25 protein-coding genes are annotated in these 25296 nt (G+C 61.1%); 12 read left to right on the top strand and 13 right to left on the bottom strand.

The window, feature by feature from the left end; translation table 11 throughout:
- Window positions 1-45: 45 nt before the first annotated feature.
- Both pta and V7773_RS03290 read left to right on the top strand, forming a co-directional pair.
- Window positions 46-2145, top strand: coding sequence for a phosphate acetyltransferase (gene pta / locus V7773_RS03295; RefSeq protein ID WP_336072353.1), 2100 nt, complete (start codon window positions 46-48; stop codon window positions 2143-2145).
- Window positions 2146-3054 carry an acyltransferase gene (locus V7773_RS03290; protein ID WP_336072352.1) on the top strand — a complete coding sequence of 303 codons (909 nt, stop codon included), beginning with the start codon at window positions 2146-2148 and terminating at the stop codon, window positions 3052-3054.
- A 174-nt stretch (window positions 3055-3228) separates the two neighbouring features.
- Here V7773_RS03290 and cysN read toward each other — a convergent pair whose 3' ends face one another.
- The 3 genes from cysN to V7773_RS03275 form a co-directional block, all read right to left on the bottom strand.
- Window positions 3229-5127 carry a sulfate adenylyltransferase subunit CysN gene (gene cysN, locus V7773_RS03285; RefSeq protein WP_025211877.1) on the bottom strand — a complete coding sequence of 633 codons (1899 nt, stop codon included), beginning with the start codon at window positions 5125-5127 and terminating at the stop codon, window positions 3229-3231.
- 9 nt (window positions 5128-5136) lie between these two features.
- Complete coding sequence (gene cysD, locus V7773_RS03280; RefSeq protein ID WP_003178041.1) at window positions 5137-6054, bottom strand: sulfate adenylyltransferase subunit CysD; 918 nt, start codon at window positions 6052-6054, stop codon at window positions 5137-5139.
- Between the two features lie 250 nt (window positions 6055-6304).
- A complete protein-coding gene (locus V7773_RS03275) occupies window positions 6305-7063 on the bottom strand; it encodes a Nif3-like dinuclear metal center hexameric protein (RefSeq protein ID WP_092149529.1) in 759 nt (252 codons plus the stop codon).
- A gap of 104 nt (window positions 7064-7167) precedes the next feature.
- Between V7773_RS03275 and algW the strand changes: the two genes are divergently transcribed.
- The 3 genes from algW to V7773_RS03260 all read left to right on the top strand — a co-directional run bounded on the left by algW (window position 7168) and on the right by V7773_RS03260 (window position 11506).
- Window positions 7168-8328 (top strand): Do family serine endopeptidase AlgW, encoded by a 1161-nt coding sequence (algW, locus tag V7773_RS03270; protein ID WP_014340162.1) that lies wholly within the window; start codon window positions 7168-7170, stop codon window positions 8326-8328.
- A 342-nt stretch (window positions 8329-8670) separates the two neighbouring features.
- Window positions 8671-10776, top strand: a complete 2106-nt coding sequence (locus V7773_RS03265; RefSeq protein ID WP_336072351.1) for a TonB-dependent siderophore receptor — start codon at window positions 8671-8673, stop codon at window positions 10774-10776.
- A 10-nt stretch (window positions 10777-10786) separates the two neighbouring features.
- Entirely contained in the window at window positions 10787-11506 is a 720-nt protein-coding gene (locus V7773_RS03260; RefSeq protein WP_092223770.1) for a DUF4198 domain-containing protein, read from the top strand.
- Window positions 11507-11583: 77 nt separating this feature from the next.
- Here V7773_RS03260 and V7773_RS03255 read toward each other — a convergent pair whose 3' ends face one another.
- The 3 genes from V7773_RS03255 to V7773_RS03245 are packed head-to-tail and all read right to left on the bottom strand — an operon-like array spanning window position 11584 to window position 12703.
- Window positions 11584-12207 (bottom strand): SOS response-associated peptidase, encoded by a 624-nt coding sequence (locus tag V7773_RS03255; RefSeq protein WP_063324407.1) that lies wholly within the window; start codon window positions 12205-12207, stop codon window positions 11584-11586.
- A gap of 39 nt (window positions 12208-12246) precedes the next feature.
- The gene (locus tag V7773_RS03250) at window positions 12247-12507 is read right to left on the bottom strand and encodes a putative signal transducing protein (RefSeq protein ID WP_092149538.1); all 261 of its coding nucleotides are present in this window, start codon (window positions 12505-12507) and stop codon (window positions 12247-12249) included.
- Between the two features lie 13 nt (window positions 12508-12520).
- A complete protein-coding gene (locus tag V7773_RS03245; RefSeq protein WP_092149541.1) occupies window positions 12521-12703 on the bottom strand; it encodes a CPXCG motif-containing cysteine-rich protein in 183 nt (60 codons plus the stop codon).
- Between the two features lie 139 nt (window positions 12704-12842).
- Here V7773_RS03245 and V7773_RS03240 point away from each other — a divergent pair, with 139 nt between their 5' ends.
- A complete protein-coding gene (locus V7773_RS03240; RefSeq protein WP_336072350.1) occupies window positions 12843-14009 on the top strand; it encodes a 1-acyl-sn-glycerol-3-phosphate acyltransferase in 1167 nt (388 codons plus the stop codon).
- 207 nt (window positions 14010-14216) lie between these two features.
- Here the strand turns inward: V7773_RS03240 and V7773_RS03235 are convergent, their stop codons facing one another.
- A complete protein-coding gene (locus tag V7773_RS03235) occupies window positions 14217-14498 on the bottom strand; it encodes a hypothetical protein (RefSeq protein ID WP_063324405.1) in 282 nt (93 codons plus the stop codon).
- A 362-nt stretch (window positions 14499-14860) separates the two neighbouring features.
- Between V7773_RS03235 and V7773_RS03230 the strand changes: the two genes are divergently transcribed.
- Window positions 14861-15067: a hypothetical protein gene (locus V7773_RS03230; protein ID WP_003185312.1), complete on the top strand. Its 207-nt coding sequence runs from the start codon at window positions 14861-14863 to the stop codon at window positions 15065-15067.
- A gap of 63 nt (window positions 15068-15130) precedes the next feature.
- Here V7773_RS03230 and V7773_RS03225 read toward each other — a convergent pair whose 3' ends face one another.
- On the bottom strand, window positions 15131-15715 hold the full coding sequence (locus V7773_RS03225) for a YajG family lipoprotein (RefSeq protein ID WP_003205489.1): 585 nt from the start codon (window positions 15713-15715) through the stop codon (window positions 15131-15133).
- 205 nt (window positions 15716-15920) lie between these two features.
- On the opposite strand from V7773_RS03225, the gene V7773_RS03220 reads away from it, so the two are divergent.
- Together V7773_RS03220 and mqo are read left to right on the top strand one after the other, a co-directional pair.
- Window positions 15921-16154, top strand: coding sequence for a hypothetical protein (locus V7773_RS03220; protein ID WP_072344449.1), 234 nt, complete (start codon window positions 15921-15923; stop codon window positions 16152-16154).
- A 738-nt stretch (window positions 16155-16892) separates the two neighbouring features.
- The gene (gene mqo, locus V7773_RS03215) at window positions 16893-18398 is read left to right on the top strand and encodes a malate dehydrogenase (quinone) (RefSeq protein ID WP_063324403.1); all 1506 of its coding nucleotides are present in this window, start codon (window positions 16893-16895) and stop codon (window positions 18396-18398) included.
- A 56-nt stretch (window positions 18399-18454) separates the two neighbouring features.
- On the opposite strand, the gene V7773_RS03210 is transcribed toward mqo, so the two are convergent.
- From V7773_RS03210 to V7773_RS03200, 3 genes are all read right to left on the bottom strand, one after another.
- On the bottom strand, window positions 18455-18919 hold the full coding sequence (locus V7773_RS03210) for a hypothetical protein (protein WP_063324402.1): 465 nt from the start codon (window positions 18917-18919) through the stop codon (window positions 18455-18457).
- Between the two features lie 187 nt (window positions 18920-19106).
- Complete coding sequence (locus V7773_RS03205) at window positions 19107-19394, bottom strand: PA4642 family protein (protein WP_092149547.1); 288 nt, start codon at window positions 19392-19394, stop codon at window positions 19107-19109.
- 61 nt (window positions 19395-19455) lie between these two features.
- Window positions 19456-19941 (bottom strand): hypothetical protein, encoded by a 486-nt coding sequence (locus V7773_RS03200; protein ID WP_092149550.1) that lies wholly within the window; start codon window positions 19939-19941, stop codon window positions 19456-19458.
- A gap of 266 nt (window positions 19942-20207) precedes the next feature.
- Between V7773_RS03200 and dauA the strand changes: the two genes are divergently transcribed.
- On the top strand, window positions 20208-21950 hold the full coding sequence (gene dauA / locus V7773_RS03195) for a C4-dicarboxylic acid transporter DauA (protein ID WP_336072349.1): 1743 nt from the start codon (window positions 20208-20210) through the stop codon (window positions 21948-21950).
- 126 nt (window positions 21951-22076) lie between these two features.
- On the opposite strand, the gene V7773_RS03190 is transcribed toward dauA, so the two are convergent.
- Both V7773_RS03190 and V7773_RS03185 read right to left on the bottom strand, forming a co-directional pair.
- Entirely contained in the window at window positions 22077-22550 is a 474-nt protein-coding gene (locus tag V7773_RS03190; RefSeq protein ID WP_336072348.1) for a WbuC family cupin fold metalloprotein, read from the bottom strand.
- Window positions 22551-22553: 3 nt separating this feature from the next.
- Entirely contained in the window at window positions 22554-23111 is a 558-nt protein-coding gene (locus V7773_RS03185) for a hypoxanthine-guanine phosphoribosyltransferase (protein ID WP_053125250.1), read from the bottom strand.
- Between the two features lie 164 nt (window positions 23112-23275).
- On the opposite strand from V7773_RS03185, the gene upp reads away from it, so the two are divergent.
- Together upp and V7773_RS03175 are read left to right on the top strand one after the other, a co-directional pair.
- On the top strand, window positions 23276-23914 hold the full coding sequence (upp, locus tag V7773_RS03180; RefSeq protein ID WP_003185330.1) for a uracil phosphoribosyltransferase: 639 nt from the start codon (window positions 23276-23278) through the stop codon (window positions 23912-23914).
- Between the two features lie 2 nt (window positions 23915-23916).
- Complete coding sequence (locus tag V7773_RS03175) at window positions 23917-25191, top strand: uracil-xanthine permease family protein (protein WP_092149559.1); 1275 nt, start codon at window positions 23917-23919, stop codon at window positions 25189-25191.
- Window positions 25192-25296 lie beyond the last annotated feature (105 nt).

Raw genomic sequence — 25296 nt, 5'->3', positions numbered from 1 at the left:
CCAGTCATAGGTCACACCCTTGCCATGCTCCCTTAGAGAATCCGCATGCAAACTTTTTTTATCGCGCCCACCGATTTTGGTGTGGGCCTGACCTCCATCAGCCTCGGGCTGGTGCGTACCCTTGAACGGGCCGGGCTGAAAGTCGGCTTTTTCAAACCCATTGCCCAACCTCACCCCGGCGACACCGGGCCGGAACGCTCCACCGAGCTGGTGGCCCGCACCCATGGCCTCAAGCCGCCGCAGCCCCTGGGCCTGGCGCACGTCGAGCGCATGCTCGGCGACGGCCAGCTCGATGAGCTGCTGGAGGAAATCATTACCCTTTATCAGCAGGCGGCCATCGGCAAGGACGTGCTGGTCGTCGAAGGCATGGTCCCGACCCGCAACGCCAGCTACGCCGCCCGGGTCAACCTGCACCTGGCCAAGAGCCTGGACGCCGAGGTCATCCTGGTGTCGGCACCGGAAAACGAAGTGCTGACCGAACTGTCTGGCCGGGTAGAGTTGCAGGCGCAGTTGTTTGGCGGGCCGAAGGACCCGAAAGTTCTCGGGGTGATCCTGAACAAGGTCCGCACCGAGGAAAGCATGGAGGCGTTTTCCGCACGGCTCAAAGAGCACTCGCCCTTGCTGCGCAGCGGCGATTTCCGCCTGCTCGGTTGCATCCCGTTTCGCCCCGAACTCAATGCCCCGCGCACCCGCGACGTGGCCGACCTGATGGGCGCGCAGGTGCTCAATGCCGGCGACTACGAAACCCGGCGCATGAGCAACATCATCATTTGCGCCCGCACCATGCGCAACACCGTGGAACTGCTCAAGCCCGGCGTGCTGGTGGTGACCCCCGGCGATCGCGACGACATCATCCTGGCCGTGAGCCTGGCAGCGATCAACGGCGTGCCGCTGGCCGGGCTGCTGCTGACCAGCGACACCCTGCCCGACCCGCGCATCATGGACTTGTGCCGCGGCGCCTTGCAGGCGGGGTTGCCGGTTCTGTCGGTAAGCACCGGCTCCTATGACACCGCTAACCTGCTCAACGGCCTGAACAAGGAAATCCCCATTGATGACCGTGAACGTGCAGAGATCATCACCGATTTTGTCGCCAGCCACCTGGACGCCAAATGGCTGCACCAGCGCTGCGGCACACCACGGGAAATGCGCCTGTCGCCAGCGGTGTTCCGCTATCAGTTGATCCAGCGCGCCCAGGCCGCCAACAAACGTATCGTGCTGCCCGAGGGCAGCGAACCTTTGACCGTCCAGGCTGCCGCCATTTGCCAGGCCCGGGGCATTGCCCGCTGCGTGTTGCTGGCAAAACCGGCCGACGTCGAAGCGGTGGCCCGCGCCCAAGGCATCGAACTGCCGCCGGGGCTGGAGATTCTCGACCCGGATTCGATTCGCGAACGCTACGTCGAACCCATGGTGAGGTTGCGCAAGAGCAAGAGCCTGAACGCGCCGATGGCCGAGCAGCAATTGGAAGACACCGTGGTCATCGGTACCATGATGTTGGCCCTGGATGAAGTGGACGGCCTGGTATCCGGCGTCATCCACTCCACCGCCAACACCATCCGCCCGGCCCTGCAACTGATCAAGACCGCACCAGGCTGCTCCCTGGTGTCCTCGGTGTTTTTCATGCTGTTTCCCGAAGAAGTGCTGGTCTACGGCGACTGCGTGATGAACCCGCACCCCAGCGCTGCGGAACTGGCGGAAATCGCCCTGCAAAGTGCCGACTCGGCCGCCGCGTTCGGCATCATGCCGCGGGTGGCGATGCTCAGCTACTCCAGCGGTGAGTCGGCCAGTGGCGAAGAAGTGGAAAAAGTTCGCGAAGCCACCCTGCTCGCCCACGAGGCCCAGCACGGCCTGTTGATCGATGGTCCGCTGCAATACGACGCCGCCGCCAACGAAACCGTGGCACGGCAATTGGCGCCCAACAGCCAGGTGGCCGGTCGGGCGACGGTGTTCATCTTCCCGGACCTCAACACCGGCAACACCACCCACAAGGCCGTGCAGCGCAGCGCCGATTGCGTCAGCCTCGGGCCGATGCTGCAAGGCTTGCGCAAACCGGTGAATGACTTGCCGCGCGGCGCCCAGGTCGACGACATCGTGTACACCATCGCCTTGACCGCGATCCAAGCCGCCAACCGACCTTTGGACATTTAAATGCTGGACTTTCTGCCTGCCCCCTTGCGCGGCGTCATTGCCTCGCTGCTGCTGGCGCTGAACACCATCGCCTGCTGCACCCCACTGTTCATCGTGGCGATCTTCAAGCTGTTGCTGCCCTTCCCCGCTGCCCAGCGCTTCACCGACTGGTTGATGGGCCACATCCACGAAGCCTGGATCAGCAACAACAAGGCCTGGATGAACCTGCTGCGTCGTACCCGTTGGCACCTCAGCGGCCTGGAGGGCCTGGACTACCAGCATTCGTACCTGATCACCAGCAACCATCAGAGCTGGGTCGATATCATGGTGTTGCAGTACGTGCTGAACCGACGCATCCGGCCGTTGAAGTTCTTTCTCAAGCAGGAACTGATCTGGGTACCGGTGATCGGCCTGGCCTGGTGGGCGCTGGGCTTCCCGTTCATGAAACGCTACTCCAAGGCTTACCTGGAAAAGCATCCGGAAAAGAAAGGCAAGGACCTGGAAACAACCCGCAAGACCTGCGCGAAGTTTCGCGACAATCCGGTGGGTATTTTCAATTTCGTCGAAGGCACGCGTTTCACCGAAGGCAAGCATGCCCAGCAGCAGTCACCGTTTCGCTACCTGCTCAAACCCAAGGCCGGCGGCATCGCGTTTGTGCTCGACGCCATGGGTGAACAACTGGAGTCGATCATCAACGTGACGATCCATTATCCGGGCGGGCGTCCGGGGTATTGGGATTTGCTGTGCGGCAAGATGGGCGAGGTGGTGGTGCATTTCCAGGAACTGAAGATTCCAGCGCAGTTCATCAGGAAAAACTACGATCAGGACGGCGCGTATCGCCTGGAATTCCAAGGCTGGATCAACCAGTTGTGGCAGGACAAGGATGCGTTGCTTGCGCAGATGCACCGCGAGTATCCAGATCACCGTTAATCCCTGTGGGAGCGGGCTTGCTCGCGAAAGCGGTGTGTCAGCTCATGAAGATGTTGGATGTTCCATCGTCTTCGCGAGCAAGCCCGCTCCCACATTTGATCTAGTGCCCCTCTGGAAATGAAAAAGCCCGCAGATGATCACTCATCTGCGGGCTTTTATTTACAGCGGCGTTCCTTAGATCGCCCCACGCTTGCGCAGCAGATCCAGGACCTGCTTGACGCTCTCTTCCAATGTCAGCGACTGGGTGTCGATCACCAGGTCGGCGTCCAGCGGCACGTCGTACGGGAAGGACTCGCCCGGGATGTTGTCGCCAGCAGCGGCATACAGCCCTTGCGGATCACGCTGGGCGCACACAGTCGGCGAGGCCTGGACGTAGACCGTCAGCAGACGCTCCCGGCCGATCAGGTCTTTGGCTTGCTCACGTCCTTCGGCATTTGGCGCAACGAAGGCGGCGAGGGTCAGCAGGCCGGCTTCGTTGAACTGGCGGGCGACGTGAGCCGCACGGCGCCAGTTCTCGGTACGCCCGGCGCGATCCTGCGGCAAGCCCTTGTTCAGGTCATGACGCAGGTTCTGGCCATCAAGGACGAATACCGCACGCCCCATGTCGAACAACTTGCGTTCCACCGCATAGGCCAGCGTGCTTTTACCCGCGCCCGACAGGCCACTGAACAACACCGTGGCCGGCTGCTGGCCGAAGCGCTGGGCGCGTTCTTCCACCGACACATGGGCCAGTTTGCCGTGGTGCGTGCTGCTGCCATGGGCCAGCGGCTGGGCGACGATCATGCCGGCGCCGACCGTGCCGTTGGTCAGGCGGTCAATGATGATAAATGAGCCGGTGGTGCGGTTGCTCTCGTAACCGTCCAGGGCGATCGGCGCATCCAGCGCGATCTTCACCTTGCCGATTTCATTGAGCTGCAACGCGCTGGCCGGACCTTCTTCCAGGGTGTTCACGTCGACCTTGTTGACAATGCTGGCAATCGAGCCCGGCACATAACTGGTGGCGCGCTTGATGTCGTATTTCTTGCCCGGCAGCATCGGCTCTTCAGCCATCCACACCAGCATCGCTTCGAAGCTGTCGGTCACTGGCGGCACGTTGTCGGCATGCACCAACAGGTCGCCACGGGAGATGTCGATCTCGTCTTCCATGGTCAGCGTGACTGCCTGACCGGGACCGGCGTGTTCCAGCTCGCCTTCGAAGGTGACGATGGATTTGACGCGGCTGCTCTTGCCCGAGGGCAGCACCACCACTTCGTCGCCCTTGTGCACGATGCCGCTGGCGAGGGTGCCGGCGAAACCGCGGAAGTTCAGGTTCGGACGGTTGACGTACTGCACCGGGAAACGCAGGTCGGTGAAGTTGCGGTCGCCCGCCACTTCCACGGTCTCGAGGATTTCCATCAGCGACTGGCCGGTGTACCACGGCGAGCGCTCGGATTTGTTCACCACGTTGTCGCCCTTGAGGGCCGACATCGGCACGAAATGCATGCTGGTGGGCTTCATCTTCAAGCCTTCGGCGAACTTCAGGTAGTCGGCCTTGATCGACTCGAACACGCCCTGGTCGAAGTCCTTGAGGTCCATCTTGTTGATGGCCACGACGATGTGCTTGATGCCCAGCAACGAGGCGATGAAGCTGTGGCGACGGGTCTGGGTCTGCACGCCGTAGCGGGCATCCACCAGGATGATCGCCAGGTCACAGGTGGAGGCACCGGTGGCCATGTTGCGGGTGTACTGCTCATGGCCGGGGGTATCGGCGATGATGAACTTGCGCTTGGCGGTGGAGAAATAGCGGTAGGCGACATCGATGGTGATGCCTTGCTCGCGCTCGGCCTGCAGGCCGTCGACCAGCAACGCCAGGTCGATGTCGTCACCGGTGGTGCCGACTTTCTTCGAATCGCGGGTGATGGCTTCCAGGTGATCTTCGTAGATCATCTTGGAGTCGTGCAGCAGGCGCCCGATCAGGGTGCTCTTGCCGTCGTCGACGTTACCGCAGGTCAAAAAGCGCAGCAGCTCTTTACGCTCGTGCTGGCCCAGGTAGGCGAGGATGTCCTCGCTGATCAAATCAGATTGGTGCGACATGACAACCCCTTAGAAATAACCCTGACGTTTTTTATCTTCCATCGAGCCTGCGCCATCGTGGTCGATGACCCGGCCCTGGCGCTCGGAAGTTCGCGTCAGGAGCATTTCCTGGATGATGTCCGTCAGGCTCTCGGCCTCGGACTCCACCGCGCCCGTCAACGGGTAGCAGCCAAGGGTACGGAAACGCACTTTCTTCTTGACGATACGGGCTTTGTCTTCATCCGACAGGTGCTCGAGGATGCGCTCGTCGTCAATCATGATCAGCGTGCCGTTCTTCTCGATCACTTCACGCTCGGCGGCAAAGTACAGCGGCACGATCGGGATGCCTTCGAGGTAGATGTACTGCCAGATGTCCAGCTCGGTCCAGTTCGACAGCGGGAATACGCGGATCGACTCGCCTTTGTTGACCTTGCCGTTGTAGACGTTCCACAGCTCCGGGCGCTGGTTCTTCGGGTCCCAGCGGTGCTTGCTGTCACGGAACGAGTACACGCGCTCCTTGGCGCGGGATTTCTCTTCATCGCGACGGGCACCGCCGAACGCGGCGTCGAAACCATATTTGTCCAGGGCCTGCTTGAGGCCTTCGGTCTTCATGATGTCGGTGTGCTTGGCACTGCCGTGGGTGAACGGGTTGATGCCCTGCGCCACGCCGTCCGGGTTCACGTGGGTGATCAGGTCCAGGCCCAGTTCCTCGACCATGCGATCGCGAAACTTGTACATTTCCTGGAATTTCCAGCGGGTGTCGACGTGCATCACCGGAAACGGCAGCTTGCCGGGGAAGAACGCCTTGCGTGCCAGGTGCAGCATCACGGCGGAGTCTTTACCGATGGAGTACAGCATCACCGGGTTATCGAACTCGGCGGCCACCTCGCGGATGATGTGGATGCTTTCCGCCTCCAGCTGTTTCAGATGCGTCAGTTTGTCGACCATGGCTACTCACGAAAACTTTCTTATGAACGGCCAGCGGGCCGTGTTCGAGCGGGGAATCCTAGCACAGCGACCTCTTCTAATCAGGGCGCCAACTAGATCGAAACAGCATATGGATATGCCTGGTGGTTCGGGCACTGCAACCGCTTTTTGTGGGAGCGAGCTTGCTCGCGATAGCAGTGTATCAGTCAGCATTGAGGTTGACTGACCCACCGCCATCGCGAGCAAGCTCGCTCACAATGGTTATAAGCAGTCAAATGGGATTCGGGCAATCGATGAAGATGTGCTCCAGGGCAAAGCGTCGCGCCAGGTAATCGCCCAATGCCTGGACACCGTAGCGCTCGGTCGCATGATGCCCGGCGGCGATGAAGCTGATGCCGTTTTCCCGCGCACTGTGGAACGTCTGCTCCGACGCCTCGCCGCTGAGATACAGGTCGACGCCGGCCAATACCGCCTGATCGATATAGCCCTGGCCGCCACCGGTGCACCAGCCAACCCGGCGGATCATCTGCTCGCCTTCGATCAACAACGGCTCACGCCCCATGACTTCCTGGACCTTGCGCGCGAAATCCCGGGCCGTCATCGGTTCGGACAGGGAGCCGACCAGGCCGACGATCTTGGGATTGTCCGGATCCAGCGGTCCCTCGACAGTGATGTCCAACTGGCGGGCCAGTTGCACGTTATTGCCCACCTCCGGATGCAGGTCCAACGGCAAGTGATAGGCCAACAGGCTGATATCATGCTTGAGCAAGGTCCTGAGACGACGCTGTTTCATGCCGGTGATGCAAGGGTTTTCGCCCTTCCAGAAATAACCGTGATGCACCAGCACCAGGTCGGCCTCGGCCTCGACGGCAGCGTCAAGCAAGGCCTGGCTGGCGGTGACACCACTGACAATGCGCATCACCTGGGGTGCACCTTCGACCTGCAGGCCGTTGGGGCAGTAATCGGCAATCCGGCTGCTGGCCAGGTAACGGTCCGCTTCTTCGACCAGGGTGTTCAGGGCTACCGCCATGAAAAGACTCCTAAATATCCCGTTCAGAGGCACGCGCGGCCTCGTATAATGCGCGACATTATGGGCGGTCTCATACCGCCTGCAACCTTTGTAGGACGTGCTTAATGCTCAAGGCGCTGCGTTTTTCCGGCTGGCCGCTGTTGGCCGGCGTGCTTGTCGCTCTACTGATTATCCAGCGCTACCCGGAATGGGTCGGCCTGCCAAGCCTTGATGTCAACCTGCAGCAGGCGCCGCAAACCAAGGCTGTGCAACAGGGGCCGGTGTCCTACGCCGACGCCGTGACCACCGCCGCGCCAGCCGTGGTGAACCTGTACACCACCAAGGTCATCAACAAGCCCAGCCATCCGCTGTTCGAAGACCCGCAATTCCGGCGGTTCTTCGGCGACAACTCGCCCAAGCAGAAGCGCATGGAGTCGAGCCTGGGATCGGGCGTGATCATGAGCCCGGAAGGTTATATTTTGACCAACAACCACGTCACCAGCGGAGCCGACCAGATCGTGGTAGCCCTCAAGGACGGTCGTGAAACCCTGGCGCGAGTGATCGGCAGCGACCCGGAAACCGACCTCGCGGTGCTGAAGATCGACCTCAAGAACCTGCCGGCCATCACCATCGGCCGCTCAGACAGCATCCGCATCGGCGACGTCACCCTGGCCATCGGCAACCCGTTCGGTGTCGGCCAGACCGTGACCATGGGCATCATCAGCGCCACCGGACGCAACCAGTTGGGCCTGAACAACTACGAAGACTTCATCCAGACCGACGCCGCGATCAACCCGGGCAACTCCGGCGGCGCGCTGGTGGATGCCAACGGCAACCTCACTGGGATCAACACGGCGATCTTCTCCAAGTCCGGCGGCAGCCAGGGCATCGGCTTCGCCATTCCGGTGAAGCTGGCGATGGAGGTGATGAAGTCCATCATCGAGCACGGCCAGGTGATCCGTGGCTGGCTGGGTATTGAAGTCCAGCCGCTGACCCAGGAACTGGCGGAGTCCTTCGGCTTGTCCGGGAGGCCCGGTATCGTGGTGGCGGGAATTTTCCGCGACGGCCCGGCGCAGAAGGCCGGCCTGCAACTGGGCGATGTGATCCTGAGCATCGATGGCGAGCCGGCCGGCGATGGCCGCCGCTCGATGAACCAGGTGGCGCGGATCAAGCCCACCGACAAGGTGACGATCCAGGTCATGCGCAACGGCAAGGAGCTCAAGCTCACCGCTGAAATCGGCCTGCGCCCACCGCCGGCACCGGTGGTGCTCAAGGAAGAGCAGTAGCCGCGGGCAACTTCCCGGGTGGCCAGTCCTCCTGAATGCAGTTCATTTCAGAAAAATGATGGACCTGTGGCGAGGGAGCTTGCTCCCGCTCGGCCGCGAAGCGGTCGTAAACCGGCGGGTGCGGTGTGTCTGATGCTCCGCATTTGGCAGGTTTTGGGGCGGGTTTTGGGGCCGCTTCGCGGCCCAGCGGGAGCAAGCTCCCTCGCCACAAAAAATCCTATCCGCTCCGCCAAAGTGATCCCCCTGGCAAACCCATCCAGATTTCACTTGAAATTACAGATAGCATAAATTCTCATTAGTAGTGTTATATTGTTTCAACTATAAGATTTGGAACAACATAACATGTCATCTCTAACACGGATGTCTTTCGCCAGCCTGGCCTTCGGCCTTTTGGGCGATCCGGCCTACGCCGAAGACCTCCAGCCTCTGGAGCTGGACGCCATCACCGTGACGTCCGACTACGAATCCCCCACCGGGCCCGTCACAGGCTATCGCGCCACCCGCTCCGCCAGTGCCACCAAAACCGACACCGCCCTGCGCGACATCCCGCAATCGATCAGCGTGATTCCCGCCAGCGTGCTCAAGGACCTGGGCAGCACCAACGTCGAACGGGCATTGGAATACGCCGGCGGTGTATCGAAGCAGAACAACTTCGGTGGCCTGACGCTCTACGAATACAGCGTGCGCGGCTTCACCACATCGGAATTCTACAAGGACGGCTTCAGCGCCAACCGCGGCTATCCAAGCACCCCGGACGCCGCGAACATCGAACGCATCGAAGTACTCAAGGGCCCAGCCGCCAGCCTGTATGGACGGGGCGATCCCGGTGGTACGGTGAACATAGTCACCAAGAAACCCCAGCCCGAAGCCTTCACCACCTTGCAAACCAGCGCTGGCAGTTGGGATCGCTACCGCACTGCGCTGGACGTCAACACGCCACTGGACACCGAAGGCAACCTGCTGTCGCGGGTCAATCTGGCGGTCGAGGACAACAATAGCTTTCGCGACCATGTCGGCAGCAAACGTGTTTTCGTTGCGCCCTCCATCAGTTGGCAACTGAACCCCGATACGCGGTTGCTGGTGGAAAGCGAAATCGTGCGCCACAGCTCGACGTTCGACCGCGGCATCGTCGCTCCGAACAATCGCTGGAGCGGCGTTTCCCGCTCGACGTTCCTGGGCGAGCCCAACGACGGCGACATCGACAATCACAACAACATGCTCCAGGCCGCCCTCGAGCATCAGCTCAACGACGCCTGGCAGTTACGCTTGGCCAGCCATTACAAGCAGGGTGAACTCTGGGGATTCGCTTCCGAAGCACGCCCGTTGAATGCCGACGGCCACACGGTGAACCGCCGCTACCGCGAGCGCGACAACAATTGGCACGACAGCATCACCCAACTTGAATTGCGTGGAATGTTCGACCTCGGCCCCTGGCAGCACGAACTGTTGATCGGCACCGAATATGAGGACTATCGCAAGAACGAGCGCGTGACCACCATCAACGGCAGCGCTTATCCCATCGACATTTATCAACCGATTTACGGCCAGCCAAAACCTGATGGCAAACGCACCGGCCCCGATTTTTTCGAACATGTACAAAGCCGCGCACTGAACCTGCAGGACCAGATCGTCTTCACCGACAAGCTGCGGGGCATGCTCGGCGTGCGCTATGAGCATTTCGAGCAAAGCATCGACGACCACAACACCCACCTCACCAGCCGCCAACGCCACGACGCCCTGACGCAACGGGCCGGCCTGCTGTATCAGTTGACGCCCGAGGTCGGCCTGTTTGCCAACGCCTCCACCTCGTTCAAACCCAACAACGGCCTGGATGCCGGCGGCAAGACTTTCGATCCCGAGGAAGGGGTCGGCTATGAAGTGGGGATCAAGAGCGAGTTGTTCGACGATCGCCTGAGCACCACCCTGGCGGCGTTCCATATCGAGAAGGAAAACGTCCTGAGCCCGGTCGCCGGCACCGACTTCAGCCGCGCCATTGGCAAGGCCCGCAGCCAGGGCATCGACTTGCAATTGACCGGGCAGGTGACCGACGCCGTGCGGATGATCGGCGCCTATGCCTACATCGACGCCGAAGTGACCAAGGGTGACCCGGGAAACCCCACAGGCAGCCGGATCCTCGGCGTCGCTAAACACAGCGGCAGCCTGCTGGGGGTCTACGAATTCCAGGATGGGCACCTGCGCGGCTCGGATGTTGGCGCGGCGTTCACTTACGTCGGCGATCGCTCGGGCGAAGCCAGCAAGGATTTCGAACTGCCGGCCTACCACACCGTGGACCTGCTGGCCCATTACAAGGCCAGCGATGACGTCACCGTGGGCCTGAACCTGAATAACGTCTTCGACGAAAAATACTACGAACGCTCCTACAGCAATTACTGGGTCACTCCCGGCGATCCGCGCAACTTCACTGTCAGCCTCACCCTCGATCTATAAGGAAGTCAGCATGAAATACCCCAAGACCTTCGCCCTGCTCGGCCTGCTCCTGGCCACACAGGCCTCGGCCCATGGCCTGTGGACCGAACAGCGTCGCGGCAACGTCGAAGTGATCTACGGCCACGGCGCCGAAGACAATGCCTTCAAGGCGCAGAAAATCAGTGGTGCCTGGGCCTATGACCTGGGCGGCAAGATGATCCCCGTCACCGTAGAGCGCCTGCCGGACCACGCCCGCCTGCAACCGCTCAAGCCGCCAGCGGTGCTGGCCGTGGCGCTGGACAACGGCATGTGGTCCCAGACGGCCGACAAGAAGTGGATCAACGAAGGCCGCAGCAAAGTACCCGGGGCGATCGAATCGACCCATACGTTCAAATACAGCCTGGCGATCTATGAGCCAGGGGCGAAACTGCCGACGCTTGCACCGATCAAGTTCGTGATCCTGCCGGAAGTCGACCCACTGACCGTTGGCCCGGGCCAGTCATTGCCGGTACGGGTGCTGCTGGACGGCAAACCGGCCGCGGGTGTGAAACTGGTGGGCGACTACCGCAGCATGCCGAACACCGTATCGACTGAAACCGACGCAGAAGGCCGGGCCAAGGTGCTGGTGCGCAACGAAGGCTTGAATGTGATCGCGGCGCAGATGGAAATTGCGCTCAAGGACAACAAGGACGTGGCCACCCGTGGCGTGTTCACCTCATTGACCTTCCTGGGTGAGCCGCATCACGAGTAACGCCCAGAACCTAATGTGGGAGCGAGCTTGCTCCGAGCGGCGATCCGACGATGAGGCCGGCACAATCACCGCAACGCTCAAGCCGGAGTCAAGCACTCCGGCCCATTGAGTTTCGGATCATTGACCATATTGGCCAATACCCGCTCGCGCAATGGCGCCGGCTCGCTTGCCAGCAGCCCTTGCAAAGCATGCAGCGGTGTCTCGGGGTCGAGCCACAGGCGCTGGCCTTCTTCGTCCAGAATCAACGGCCGGCGCTGGCCCGCCGCCGGTTGAGTGATGACCGCCGTGCTCAGCCACACCTGTTCCTGCACCGGATACGCTTCCCAGATCGCGGCGAAAAACAGCGACGAACCCTCCCCCGGCGTCAACCAGTACGGACGCTTGCGCGTACCACCGCGCCATTCATAGAAACCATTGGCCGGCAGCAGGCAACGGCGCAGGCGCAAGGCCTCGCGGAACATCGGCTGCTCGGCCACGGTTTCGGCCCGGGCATGGGCCGGCGTGCGGGACAGGTCGGTCAACCAAGGCGGCGTCAGGCCCCAGCGCGCCCGGGCCAGTTCGCGCTGGCCCTCGGCGTCGGCCCGCAGGATCAGCACCGAATCGTTGGGCGAAATGTTCCATTGAGCCTTCTGATCGGCGGGAAAACCGGGCAGGGCCGCGAAGGTGGGGTTCCAGCGAAACAGGGCATAACGTCCACACATGGGGCAACACGACTCTTGATCGAACAAACGGCCGCCAGCCTAACAGACCAGCGTACCGGGATAGCTGTCCGGTTCATCGCCGGGCAACGGCAGTGCGGCATTGTACGCGGCGATCAACTCCCGGGCGTATTGCGCCTGGTCATCTTCCACCGCCAGTCCCAGCAAGCCCTGCATGGGCAACTCCCCCGCACCGCCCAGCAAATCGCGCCCCACCAGATGCGCCGTGATGCCTTCACTGGCAAGCATGCCTTGCAACAACTCGCCTTCCATCAGGTTTTCCAGCTCGTAGATTCGCTGCATCGGTGTCGCCCCGTCAGTCGTTTTCGCTGAAGACCTCGAGATGCCATTCCTCACCATGGACCTGCAACACAAAGGTGATTGGCCGGCAACAGACCTGACAATCCTCGATGTAGTCCTGATCACCGCCGGACAAGTCCAGGGATGTCTCTACGTCCTCCCCACAATACGGACATTCATAATGAGCGCTTTCCAGCATCGCGGTCTCCCAGGTGACTTGTGCGTATAATCGCCGGTCTATTTGCAGGGCTATTTTTGTCTGGCTTATCTTCCAGACCGTGCCCTGTCGTTTTTTCGTTAGAACCTTTACTTACCCTAGCCGTTTCCAACAAGAGAGCATGATGGGCGAATTCGATGCCATCCGACCTTACGACGACAGCGAAGTCCCAGCGGTGCTGGCACGACTGCTCGGCGACAAGGCGTTTCTAGATATCCTCACCCACTTCCGCTTCCCACGCCTGGCCGGCGCCTTCGGCTGGATGCTCAAACCCCTTATAGCGCAAAGATTGCGCCGTGAGTTCGCCGGAGTGACGTCGGTCGCCACGTTGCAGGACAAAGTGGAGTTCTATGTCGACCACACCATCGAGCGCGCCACCGACGGCGTGACCTATACCGGGGTGGAGCAATTCAAGTCCGGCAGTGCGTATCTGTTCATCGCCAACCACCGCGATATCGTGATGGACCCGGCCTTCGTCAACTACGCCGTATACCACGCCGGCCTGCCGACCCCGCGCATCGCCATTGGCGACAACCTGCTGCAAAAGCCCTTTGTCAGCGACCTGATGCGCCTGAACAAGAGCTTCATCGTGCACCGCTCCATCACCGGGCGGCGGGAAAAAATGGCGGCATACCAGTTGTTGTCGGCGTACATCAACCATTCGATCCGCAACGACTGCGCCTCGATCTGGATCGCCCAGGCCGAAGGACGGGCCAAGGACGGTGACGACCGGACCGAATCGGCGATCCTCAAGATGTTTCACATGAGCCGCAAGGACGAGCCGTTCGGCGAGGTGATCCAGTCACTGAACCTCACCCCGGTGTCGATCAGCTACGAATACGACCCGTGCGACCAGGCCAAGGCCCGCGAGTTGTACATCCGCGCGACCACCGGCACCTACACCAAGGCTCCGGGCGAGGACGACGTGAGCATCGCCAAGGGCATCACCGGCTACAAGGGCCGGGTCCACGTGAACTTCGCCGCGCCCATCACCGAGCTGTTCGAGGACACCAAGCAACTGGCCCAGGAGATGGATCGGCAGATTCTCGGCGGCTACCGCCTGTTCCCGGTGCACTACCTGGCTTATGCCCAATGGGCCGACGCCGACCCGCAGTTGCAGGTGCCCAAGGCGGCCGAGGTGTTCGGTGCCGAAGAACTGGCCAAGGCCCAGGAAGAATGGCAACGCCGGCTGGACGCTTGCCCGCCGGAACACCGACCGTTCCTGGTGCTGCAATACGCAACGCCGGTGCGTAATCAGTATCGGGTCAAGGCGGGGTTGGCGCTTTAAGCGTCTGAGGACACGGGTTCCCTGTGGCGAGGGAGCTTGCTCCCGCTCGATTGCGCAGCAATCGCAAAACGGGCTTGCGGTTAGTCAGAGCCTTGGGGTTGACCGTTCGAGGGGGGGGGCTGCTGCGCAGCCCAGCGGGAGCAAGCTCCCTCGCCACAAAAGCATCTCTGCCTGACAAACCTCACTTACCCTGCCACGGCTACGCAGTCAGAACTGCGTACTGATCCACGACATCAGCAACGCCAGCGCCAGGCAGCCAAAGCCAAACCGGTAGAAAAACCGGTTCATGCGCTGAGTGGCCAGATCCAGCAGCGCTTCGAAGCGTTCGTTGCCATCGCGATTGCGCGCTTCAAGGCAAGCCCGCGCCCGTTGTTCACGGCGGCGCGTCGCATGCAGCACCCAACCGCCCGGGCAGGCAAACAGCAACGCAAGCAAGTTGATCAGTTTGGCGGGGTGGGCGGCGAACAACGAAAGCAGATGCAGCGACATCACGAACCTCAAGCGAAAAACGGACAGGACACGTCCGTGGCCTACGAACAGGGCGCGGATTCTACCGAAAGCCTGCCGCCCTGCACCGTTTTTTCCGACCAGTAACGATCGGCTGGGATAATGGCCTGGTGACTTCGTGGCGAGGGAGCTTGCTCCCGCTGGACTGCGAAGCAGTCCCAAAAAAAGCTTGCACGATTAACCTGACACACCGAGACGCTAGTCGGGGGCTGCTGCGCAGCCCAGCGGGAGCAAGCTCCCTCGCCACAGGGTCCGTAATCTATCCTCGGGTTAATTTCCCCCGTCACGGTTTCGTCATCTGATTAGGCCACTCTGTCGCCCTTCAAACCTGCCCGGACCCTCTCATGTTGCACGCCGAAAACCAGGATCGCCTCTATCTCATCAGCCCAAGCGACGAACAACAGAACCTCGTCGACAGCCTGTCCTTCAACGTGCAGGACCGACATTGGCTGGTGTATTGCGCCCTCGGCGGCCATCAACATGCCGACCTTCCAGAGACCGACCTGCTGACCGGGATCAGTGTGCTGGAGTTCTATTCCCAGGCAGCCTGAGAATCTCGCTCATAAAAAAACCCCTGTGGGGCAAGCTCCCACAGGGGTTGTGAGGTTTGTTACTTATTCAGCCAGCACTTGCCCAATGGTCGGATCCTTGAACAGCCGGGTCAGGGCATCGCTCAAGACGTCGCTGACCAGCTTGGTGTTGGTGTCCTGGTTAGGCGCCATGCCGAAACGCTGGTCCAGGGAAGCACCGTAACGACCGCTGTAGCGGCGGTTGGCGTTCTGCACGTCGGAGCGGAAGGTCGCGCCGATGGTGGCTTCGGTTACGTACATGCCTTCCTTGGGCGACTGATACTTGAGCTCGGCCAGGGTTACGGTCAGTTGCGGTGCATTCAAGGCATTGGCGGTCGGCGTGAAGCCCAGCAAACGCACGGCAGCTTCAGCCTGGGCCTGCAGCTTGGGCAGGATCTGCGCGCCCTGCACCGTGATCACACTGGTTTCCGGATACAGCCCGCCACGAGTGCCGAGCGTCGGCGACGGACGACCGTCCACCACTCGCACCACCACCGGCTGGCCACGCCCCACGGGCGCCAGTTGGGCATTGAGCTTGGGCTCCGGGTTAAGTTGTTGCGGGCTGTGGGCGCAGCCGACGAGGGTCAGACTGGTCACAGCGATCAAACCGAACAACAGGCGTTGCAACATGCTCTTCTCTCCAGAATCGGGCACAAACAGGCCGGCAGTATAGCGGTGCGCCATCGCCGTGAACTAGCGTCGCACGATGAATACTGAAATGTCTGACACGGGCCGTGGTTGCCGGTTCCTGTCACCCCATTGTCACTGTCCTTACACCGGCATGTCATAGCCCGCTGTCAGGCTTGCCCCAAGCTCCCTGACCCGGTATCCGCTCATGCGCTTCCTTATTTCCCTGTTCACCCCTCGCCCTCATCACCGCAGCTTCGCCTTGCTCGATCGCAACGGTCGTTGCCAGGCGTTCAAACAGTGCAGCCTGCAACCCATGGGCGAAGGCTGGGTGGAAATCGAAGAGATCCGTCTCAACTGGCTGCACCAGCCATTGCCCGCCAGCGCCCGCGTGCAACCGCTTCCTGCCCGCGCACGTAACCGGCAGCTGTTGACCATCTGACCGGACGGCTAATAAAAGTCATTAAACACGACCATTTCCCTGCGTTTCTTCGATACAATCTCCCCCCGATTATAAGGACGTCTCCTGATCGGGCCTCGCAACACCGCTGATGCGCTGGTATTGGCAGCCCGCAACGCCCACAGAGAGCCGCCCACACAGATCGAGTGAAGCTGGCGCGCTTGCTGTTCCTCCAGGCAAATCACCACTTTTCGCGAATCTGCAGAGCTGTCATTACGCTCGGTCACTGAGCTGTCTGCCCGTTTTGCCTGTCATGTACTCCATGGGGGCAACCAAACCGGGCGCAGTGCCAGGCTGGGACAGCCCTTTTTTGAGGTTCACGTCTTCAAAAGAGCGTGAAAAAACGGGTTTTCACAACTTCACGAGAGTGTGGCGAGCAAATGAAGAGTTTTGCGTCTGAACAAGCACCATTAGCGTCTGAAACAGCCCAACGACACAGGACCGGATATCGCTCAAGAACCGGCGCCTGAAGCCTGTCCGCTACGGATTTGGTTGCACGAACGGATGTCTCGGCCATAAGTCGAATTGCCTGCCCGGCGCTTAAATGAGTTCATGTGACTCTTGAGGCCAGGCTGCATGCATCCGCAGTAGGTGCGAAAAATTGCGAAGATTCGGACATGGCGATCCTGGCCATGGATAACTGGGGCGCAACTGACCTGCCCCGCCACTCCTGGCCGCTATGCCGACAATTTGGTGCTGCAGATTTTGGAGACGCGTTAAATGGCGCATAACGAAGCAGTCGATGTAGTTCTGGTAGGGGCCGGCATCATGAGTGCCACCCTGGCCGTACTGCTCAAGGAGCTCGACCCCGCGATCTCGCTGGAAGTCGTCGAGCTGATGGATTCCGGTGCCGCGGAGAGTTCCAACCCGTGGAACAACGCCGGCACCGGTCACGCCGGGCTGTGTGAGCTCAATTACACGCCCCAGGCAGCCGACGGCAATGTCGACATCAAGAAAGCCGTGCACATCAACACCCAGTTCGAGGTGTCGAAGCAGTTCTGGACGTACCTGACCAAAAAAGGCACGTTCGGCTCCTCCAAGTCCTTCATCGCTCCGGTGCCACACCTGAGCTTCGTGCAAGGCGAGAAAGGCGTGTCGTTCCTGAAGAAGCGCTTCGAGCTGATGCGCCAGCATCACGCCTTCGCCGACATGGAATACACCGAGGACAAGGCCCGGATGGCCGAGTGGATGCCGCTGATGATGCCTGGCCGGCCGGCCGATGAGGTCATCGCCGCCACTCGCGTCATGAACGGCACCGACGTCAACTTCGGCGCCCTGACCAACCAGCTGCTCAAGCACCTGACCAGCGCCCCGGACACTCAGGTCAAATACTGCAAGCGCGTCACCGGTCTCAAGCGCAATGGCAGTGGCTGGACCGTGAGCATCAAGGACGTCAATTCCGGCAGCAGCCGCGATGTCGACGCCAAGTTCGTGTTCCTCGGTGCCGGCGGTGCGGCGTTGCCGCTGCTGCAAGCCTCGGGCATCGAGGAAAGCAAGGGCTTCGGCGGCTTCCCGGTCAGTGGCCAGTGGCTGCGTTGCGACAACCCGGAAGTGGTCAAGCACCACCAGGCCAAGGTCTACAGCCAGGCCGCCGTGGGCTCGCCGCCGATGTCGGTGCCGCACCTGGACACCCGTGTAGTCGATGGCAAAAAATCCCTGCTGTTCGGGCCATACGCCGGTTTCACCACCAAGTTCCTCAAGCACGGTTCGATCATGGACCTGCCGCTGTCGGTACGTGCCGGCAACATCGGCCCGATGCTGGCCGTGGCCCGGGACAACATGGACCTGACCAAGTACCTGATCAGCGAAGTGATGCAGTCCATGGAACAGCGCCTGGAATCCCTGCGTCGTTTCTACCCCGAGGCGAAAGCCGAGGACTGGCGCCTGGAAGTGGCCGGCCAGCGGGTGCAGATCATCAAGAAAGACCCGAAGAAAGGTGGCGTCCTGCAGTTCGGTACCGAACTGGTGGCGGCCAAGGACGGCAGCCTCGCCGCCCTGCTCGGCGCATCGCCGGGTGCTTCGGTGACCGTGTCGATCATGCTGGAACTGATCGAGCGCTGCTTCCCGGACAAAGCCAAGGGCGAGTGGGCTGCCAAGCTCGCAGAGATCTTCCCGGCCCGGGAAAAAGTGTTGGAAACCGACGCGGCGCTGTATCGAAAAATCAACGCGCAGAACAACATTGCGTTGGAGTTGGTTGAAGACAGCAAGGCTCAAAGTTACGCCTGATACTGTGTACTGATAAAAAGCCTCCCGTGCAAACAGGAGGCTTTTTATTACCCGTATTATGACTTCATACTGAACTTGACGCGTGTTCCGCCATGACGAACATAATCATCGTCATCTTCAACCTCTAGTAACTCCGCAACACAGGCACCTGCCGGTTTCGCTTCAACCCAGCGACGATAAGGCATTGTCTGTCCGTCACTCACCGGCACGCCAGGAATATGCCCGAAACTGAAATGGCAGGTGCGGTTTCCTTGGGTGTAGGTAAATGACTCCCGCTCGGCACGCGCCTGGGGCAGATAATAGGTTAGCTCCTGGCGCTCCCCAGGACTTATCGAAAAGCTGTGGCCCGCATTTTCCGGGGCCAGAGACCACGTGAAATCGCTACCCGGCACAATGACCGCAGACGTTGCGTTGAATATTTCCACATTGACGATCTCATCGAACGCATTGGAAACCGAACTTGCCAGACAGCCGATCAGGGCCAATAAACACCCGGCGATACATTTACCTTTATCTTCCATGATAAATAAAACTCCATTTAGCGATTGAAATGAAACCCCTTGGTTTCAACCCAAAAGTAATGGAAATCCAGATAAAACAAAACAGCCCGAATGGTGACATAACCTTTCGGGCCTAGTTGAGTACGTCATGAAATAATGATGCAGACATTCAAACGTCGTGACGGACGCGGACATGACATTAACGCGATCAGCCACGCGCCTTATTGATCAGTTCAATGTATTCCTCGGCGTTACGCTGGTCCTGGATCAACGCCACGAAATCCTTGCCTTGCTCATCCTTGCCATTAAGGTCGTAACCGGCCTCGACGAAAAACGTCAGGAACCGCTCGAAGTCATCGACCCGCAGCCCACGGTAGGCCTTGATCAGTTTGTGCAGCGACGGCGACGTGGCATCGACCGGTTCGAAATTGAGGAACAGCTTGACCTGTTCATCGCCAATCTCGTCGCCAATCACTTGTTTCTTGTCTTTACGCATTGCCGGCTCCAGCTCGCACAGTTCACGGGGCGGGCAGTTTACCCCCGGCAGGCCTCGCGGCTCAACGCGGGCGTTCGGCACCGGTGTGCAGGTCGGCCCAGATATGACCGTTGGCGTAGGTGAGAAACTGCACATAGACCGTGTTGTTGCGCAGCAGATCGATGACCACCCGGTACTGAGCCTGAGGATAAGACAGCGTCAGGGTCTTGCTCGCCTCGTCGAAAACCGGTTTCTTCAGGCTTTTGCTTTCGCCGTCGAAGTTAAGGATCACCTGGCTGAGGGTCGCGCCCTTGTTCATCGGCTTGCCCTTGAGACGGACCAGCAAGGGCGAAGTGACCGGAATCGGTTGCTGGTTGGACTGACGCTGGTTACCCAGCACCACCGAATACTCGGTCACTTGCAGCAACTGCTGCTGTTCAGGCTGCTCCTGGCGCACCACCAGGTCATCAGGCGGCAGGAACTGGCTGTGCATCGGTGCGGCCACGGCCGCCAAGGGCAGGCTGGAGATCAACAGCAAAGTAGCGCTACGGCGGATCGATACACGCATGACAAGCTCCGGGGTCTTGGCCGAGCACTCTAGCATGAGCCTGGATGGTAAAAATAACGATCCAGATCAATACATCCGCGCAACGAGCACGGCATACTCAAAGAGCCATCAGCCCCGGCCTACCGGCGCATGCCTTTGTGGCGAGGGAGCTTGCTCCCGCTGGGTGGCGCAGCCGCCCCATAATATTGCGAGCGCTACGCACTCGAGCGGGAGCAAGCTCCCTGGCCACAGGGCCAGTGCCAGTGTCCCCCTTGCGAGGAGTATTCATGTCTTTCTCCGCCCCACCGTTGTTTGCCGCCTGGCGCCAGGCCTGGCGCGCCGGTTACACCCTGGAGCGCCTGCGTGGCGACCTGGTGGCCGGGCTGACCGTCGGCATCATCGCCATCCCCCTGGCCATGGCCCTGGCGATTGCCGTTGGCGTGCCACCGCAACATGGCTTGTACACGGTGTTGGTGGCCGCGCCCTTGATCGCCCTCACCGGCGGCTCACGCTTTAACGTCAGCGGGCCGACGGCGGCATTCGTGGTAATCCTGCTGCCCATCACGCAACAGCACGGCCTGGGCGGCCTGTTGTTGTGCACCATGCTCGCTGGTCTGATCTTGATCACCCTGGGCCTGATGCGCGCCGGACGGCTGATCCAATACATCCCCTACCCGGTGATCCTCGGCTTTACCGCCGGGATCGGCGTGGTCATCGCCACCTTGCAACTGAAGGATCTGCTGGGGTTGACCACCGTCGGGCAAGCCAAGCACTACATCGAACAGTTGGGCGAACTGATCGTGGCGCTGCCCAGTGCCCGGCTCGGCGATGGCATCATCGGCGTCACGTGCCTGGCGGTGCTGTTTGCCTGGCCACGCTGGGTACCGCGGGTTCCCGGGCATTTGGTTGCCTTGCTGGTCGGGGCGCTATTGGGACTGGTGCTGGAGCGCGGCGGTTGGCCGGTGGCGACTTTGGGCGAGCGTTTCAGCTACATGGTCGATGGCATCAGCCACCCCGGTATCCCGCCGTTTTTACCGAGCTTCGAGTGGCCATGGAACCTGCCAGATGGCCAGGGGCATCCCTTGACGCTTTCCTATGATCTGATCCGCCAATTGCTGGGCCCGGCCTTCGCCATTGCCATGCTTGGCGCCATCGAATCGCTGCTGTGCGCCGTGGTGGCGGATGGCATGACCGGCAGCAAGCATGACCCCAACGCCGAGCTGATCGGCCAAGGCCTGGGCAACCTCGTGGCGCCGCTGTTCGGCGGTATCACCGCCACGGCGGCCATTGCCCGCAGCGCGACCAATGTGCGCAGCGGCGCCTCTTCACCGCTGGCCGCGATCATTCACAGCCTTGTGGTGCTGCTGGCGATGGTGTTGCTGGCGCCCCTGTTCAGCTACCTGCCCATGGCAGCCCTGGCGGCGCTACTGGTGATAGTGGCCTGGAACATGAGCGAAGCCGGACACGTGTTGCATACCTTGCGCATCGCCCCGCGCAGCGACGTACTGGTGCTGCTGACCTGCCTTAGCCTGACCGTGCTGTTCGACATGGTCATGGCCGTCGCCGTCGGCCTGCTGCTGGCCGCCGGGCTGTTCATCAAGCGCATGAGCGAACTGACCGACAGCGCCGAACTGCCTCGCCACTTCCACCAGGCCCTGCTGGACATGCCCGAGCATGTGCGCTGCTACGCAATTCGTGGGCCGCTGTTCTTCGGTGCGGCAGAAAAAGCCCTGGACGTGCTGCGCAAGTTCGATCCGGGGGTGCGCGTGGTGGTGGTGGAAATGAGCGCCGTGCCCATGCTGGACATGACCGCGCTGGCTGCGTTTGAGAACATCCTGAAGGATTACCGCAAGCAGGGCATCGGCCTGATCCTGGTCGCGACGGCGCCCAGGGTGCGCCTGAAGCTGCGCCGCGCCGGCATTCATCGCGAACAGCGGCAATTGGCCTATGTGCAGACCCTGGAGCAGGCGCGGGTCAAGAGTGAGCAGTGGTTGGCCGGCGGCAGCACCGCTCATCCAAGACTTGCTTGAATTGTGGCGAGGGAGCTTGCTCCCGCTGGGCTGCGCAGCAGCCCCAATTGCAGGTGGGTGCCAAGCACCCAAGCGGGAGCAAGCTCCCTCGCCACAAAATCTCCGCTGCCCTGCCTGATTCGGTGCTCAGTCGAACTGAGCACGCATCCAGGCCTGGTACTCGGCCACGCCTGGCTCGCCTTCGCGGGGCGCCCAGTGGGCCAGTTCGCCCTCGCCCACGGGCCGGTAGGGACCGGCCTTGCATTCGAACATCAGGCTGTCGGCTTCCAGCACCACCAATCCGTGATACACACCGGCCGGCAGGTCGACACCGAGGCAATCTCCACCGGCCTGCAGGATGCGCTTGTCCACCACCGCACCGGCTTCGTCGAAAATCAACACCCCCAGCCGCCCCTTGAGCACCAGCAAGGTTTCCGCCTTATCGGCGCTCAGGTGACGGTGCGGCGGGATGTAGGTGCAAGGCTGCAAGCCAACCGCCATGCGGTGGCACGGCTCATCCATCTCATGGAAATTATGGTGCTGTCGTCCGCGAGGACTGGCCGCGGCTTTCTCGGCCAATTCATCGAACAACGCTTGTTCCAGGAAACTTGGCCGAGTCATCGACTACATCCCCTTGACGGCGAAAATGCCATTGGCGTTGCGCCAGTAACCTTTGTAGTCCATGCCGTAGCCGAAAATGTAGCGGTCGATACACGGCAGGCCGACGAAATCGGCTTTCAAGTCCGGCCGCGCCTTGCGGTCGTGGTCCTTGTCGATCAGCACGGCGGTGTGCACGGCGCGGGCGCCGGCGTGTTTGCAGAAGTCGATGATCGCACCCAGGGTATGACCTTCGTCGAGGATGTCGTCGATGATCAGCACGTCGCGGTCGATGAACGAGACTTCCGGCTTGGCCTTCCAGAACAAGTCACCGCCGCTGGTTTCGTTGCGATAACGGGTGGCGTGCAGGTAGGACGCTTCCAATGGGAAGTTCAGATAGGTCAGCAGCTTGCCGGAAAAAATCAGCCCGCCGTTCATGACGCAGAACACCACCGGATTGGCATCGGCCAGCTGTTCATTGATTTGCGCACCGACACGGGCGATGGCCGCTTCGACTTCGGCTTCGGTGTACAGGCAGTCAGCCTCTCGCATGATTTGACGGATATGCTCGAGATCAGCGGACATGGCGCTCTCCAGGGGTGGCAGGGTTCGGAAAAGCCGGCAAAGGTACGCATCCCGCCCGGCCAGATCAAGCGTTTGTGGACTAACGTTCTGTATTGTCTATAGGACAACACCCTCGGATAGATTAATCTAGGCCGGTTTTTTTGCCCGCCGCCGGAGCCTTCCCCATGCCCATCCTCGAGATCCGCCATCCGCTGATCAGACACAAACTCGGCCTGATGCGCCGCGCCGATATCAGCACGAAGAACTTCCGTGAACTGGCCCAGGAAGTCGGTGCCCTGCTCACCTATGAGGCCACCAAGGACCTGCCGCTGGAGTCCTATGAAATCGACGGCTGGGCCGGTACGGTCCAGGTGGAGAAAATCGCCGGCAAGAAGATCACCGTGGTGCCGATCCTGCGCGCCGGCATCGGCATGCTCGAGGGCGTACTGAGCCTGATTCCAGGGGCCAAAGTCAGCGCCGTGGGTGTGGCTCGCAACGAGCAGACCCTGCAGGCGCACACCTATCTGGAAAAACTGGTGCCGGAAATCGACGAGCGCCTGGCGATGATCATCGACCCGATGCTCGCCACCGGCAGTTCCATGGTCGCCACCATCGACCTGTTGAAAAAAGCCGGTTGCCGGGACATCCGCGCCATGGTGCTGGTCGCCGCGCCCGAAGGCATCAAGGCCGTGCAAGACGCCCACCCGGACGTGACCATCTACACCGCGTCCATTGACCAGAAACTCAACGAGCACGGCTACATCATCCCGGGCCTGGGCGATGCCGGCGACAAGATCTTCGGCACCAAGCAGAAGGACGCTTGAGCATGCAGGATGAGTTCAACGATCCGCTCTGGCGCCAGGTGCTGTCCGGCGCGCAGATGCTGTTCGTCGCCTTCGGCGCGCTGGTACTGATGCCGCTGATCACCGGGCTGGACCCTAACGTGGCGCTGTTCACGGCCGGCCTGGGAACGATCCTGTTCCAAATCGTCACCGGGCGCCAGGTGCCAGTGTTCCTGGCTTCGAGCTTTGCCTTCATCACGCCGATCATCCTCGCCAAGGGCCAGTTCGGCCTGGCCGCGACCATGGGCGGCGTGATGGCGGCAGGTTTCGTCTACACCTTTCTTGGCCTGGCGGTGAAGATCAAGGGCACCGGGTTCATCGACCGGCTGCTGCCGCCGGTAGTGATTGGCCCGGTGATCATCTCCATCGGCCTGGCCATGGCGCCGATTGCCGCCAACATGGCGATGGGCAAGGCCGGCGACGGCACCGAGCTGATTCATTATCAGACCGCGATGATGATCTCGATGCCGGCGCTGCTCACCACCCTGATCGTGGCGGTGTTTGGCAAAGGCATTTTCCGCCTGGTGCCGATCATTTCCGGCGTGCTGGTGGGCTTTGCCATGGCGTTTTTCTTCGGCGTCGTGGACACCGCGAAAATCGCCGCCGCGCCGTGGTTCGCCCTGCCGGCCTTCACCGCACCGGAGTTCAATTGGCAGGCGATCCTGTTCATCGTCCCGGTGGCGCTGGCGCCGGCCATCGAGCACATCGGCGGCGTGATTGCCGTGGGCAGCGTGACCGGTCGCGACTACCTGAAAAAACCCGGTCTGCACCGCACACTGCTCGGTGACGGCATTGCCACCACCGCCGCCGGCCTGTTCGGCGGCCCGCCCAACACCACCTATGCCGAGGTGACTGGCGCGGTGATGCTAACCAAAAACTACAACCCGAAGATCATGACCTGGGCGGCGATCTTTGCCATCAGCCTGGCATTCATCGGCAAGTTCGGTGCGCTGCTGCAAAGCATTCCGGTGCCGGTGATGGGCGGGATTCTGTGCCTGTTGTTCGGTTCGATTGCGGCAGTGGGCATGAACACCTTGATCCGCCACAAGATCGACCTGGGCGAGGCGCGCAACCTGGTGATCGTTTCGGTCACGCTGGTGTTCGGCATCGGTGGTGTGCTGGTGGGCACCGGCACTGGGCCGGACGATTTCGGCCTCAAAGGCATCGCGTTGTGCGCGGTGGTGGCGATTGCGTTGAACCTGCTGCTGCCGGGCAATGACAGTTGGAAACACAAGAAGGCGGATGAGCCGCTGCTATAAATCAGCCTGCTCTTCTATTGTGGCGAGGGAGCTTGCTCCCGCTGGACTGCGAAGCAGTCCCGCTGTTGTGGGCGCTTCGCACCCAAGCGGGAGCAAGCTCCCTCG

It is taken from the genome of Pseudomonas sp. 3JA, from assembly GCF_036961705.1.
Taxonomy (GTDB): Bacteria; Pseudomonadota; Gammaproteobacteria; order Pseudomonadales; family Pseudomonadaceae; genus Aquipseudomonas; species Aquipseudomonas fluorescens_Q.
Note: the sequence above shows the minus strand (reverse complement) of the source record. Positions and strands in the feature narration are given on the sequence as shown.

Bases quoted from the DNA above. Each gene is read 5' to 3' on its own strand.
- V7773_RS03225 (WP_003205489.1), bottom strand. From the start codon at position 15,715: ATGTTGCAACGCCTGTTGTTCGGTTTGATCGCTGTGACCAGTCTGACC.
- cysN (WP_025211877.1), bottom strand. From the start codon at position 5,127: ATGTCGCACCAATCTGATTTGATCAGCGAGGACATCCTCGCCTACCTG.
- V7773_RS03185 (WP_053125250.1), bottom strand. From the start codon at position 23,111: ATGTCCGCTGATCTCGAGCATATCCGTCAAATCATGCGAGAGGCTGAC.
- upp (WP_003185330.1), top strand. From the start codon at position 23,276: ATGCCCATCCTCGAGATCCGCCATCCGCTGATCAGACACAAACTCGGC.
- V7773_RS03200 (WP_092149550.1), bottom strand. From the start codon at position 19,941: ATGCGTGTATCGATCCGCCGTAGCGCTACTTTGCTGTTGATCTCCAGC.
- V7773_RS03245 (WP_092149541.1), bottom strand. From the start codon at position 12,703: ATGCTGGAAAGCGCTCATTATGAATGTCCGTATTGTGGGGAGGACGTA.
- V7773_RS03205 (WP_092149547.1), bottom strand. From the start codon at position 19,394: ATGCGTAAAGACAAGAAACAAGTGATTGGCGACGAGATTGGCGATGAA.
- mqo (WP_063324403.1), top strand. From the start codon at position 16,893: ATGGCGCATAACGAAGCAGTCGATGTAGTTCTGGTAGGGGCCGGCATC.
- V7773_RS03275 (WP_092149529.1), bottom strand. From the start codon at position 7,063: ATGGCGGTAGCCCTGAACACCCTGGTCGAAGAAGCGGACCGTTACCTG.
- V7773_RS03210 (WP_063324402.1), bottom strand. From the start codon at position 18,919: ATGGAAGATAAAGGTAAATGTATCGCCGGGTGTTTATTGGCCCTGATC.
- V7773_RS03290 (WP_336072352.1), top strand. From the start codon at position 2,146: ATGCTGGACTTTCTGCCTGCCCCCTTGCGCGGCGTCATTGCCTCGCTG.
- V7773_RS03265 (WP_336072351.1), top strand. From the start codon at position 8,671: ATGTCATCTCTAACACGGATGTCTTTCGCCAGCCTGGCCTTCGGCCTT.
- cysD (WP_003178041.1), bottom strand. From the start codon at position 6,054: ATGGTCGACAAACTGACGCATCTGAAACAGCTGGAGGCGGAAAGCATC.
- V7773_RS03255 (WP_063324407.1), bottom strand. From the start codon at position 12,207: ATGTGTGGACGTTATGCCCTGTTTCGCTGGAACCCCACCTTCGCGGCC.
- dauA (WP_336072349.1), top strand. From the start codon at position 20,208: ATGTCTTTCTCCGCCCCACCGTTGTTTGCCGCCTGGCGCCAGGCCTGG.
- V7773_RS03230 (WP_003185312.1), top strand. From the start codon at position 14,861: ATGTTGCACGCCGAAAACCAGGATCGCCTCTATCTCATCAGCCCAAGC.
- V7773_RS03190 (WP_336072348.1), bottom strand. From the start codon at position 22,550: ATGACTCGGCCAAGTTTCCTGGAACAAGCGTTGTTCGATGAATTGGCC.
- V7773_RS03220 (WP_072344449.1), top strand. From the start codon at position 15,921: ATGCGCTTCCTTATTTCCCTGTTCACCCCTCGCCCTCATCACCGCAGC.
- pta (WP_336072353.1), top strand. From the start codon at position 46: ATGCAAACTTTTTTTATCGCGCCCACCGATTTTGGTGTGGGCCTGACC.
- V7773_RS03260 (WP_092223770.1), top strand. From the start codon at position 10,787: ATGAAATACCCCAAGACCTTCGCCCTGCTCGGCCTGCTCCTGGCCACA.
- V7773_RS03240 (WP_336072350.1), top strand. From the start codon at position 12,843: ATGATGGGCGAATTCGATGCCATCCGACCTTACGACGACAGCGAAGTC.
- V7773_RS03175 (WP_092149559.1), top strand. From the start codon at position 23,917: ATGCAGGATGAGTTCAACGATCCGCTCTGGCGCCAGGTGCTGTCCGGC.
- V7773_RS03250 (WP_092149538.1), bottom strand. From the start codon at position 12,507: ATGCAGCGAATCTACGAGCTGGAAAACCTGATGGAAGGCGAGTTGTTG.
- V7773_RS03235 (WP_063324405.1), bottom strand. From the start codon at position 14,498: ATGTCGCTGCATCTGCTTTCGTTGTTCGCCGCCCACCCCGCCAAACTG.
- algW (WP_014340162.1), top strand. From the start codon at position 7,168: ATGCTCAAGGCGCTGCGTTTTTCCGGCTGGCCGCTGTTGGCCGGCGTG.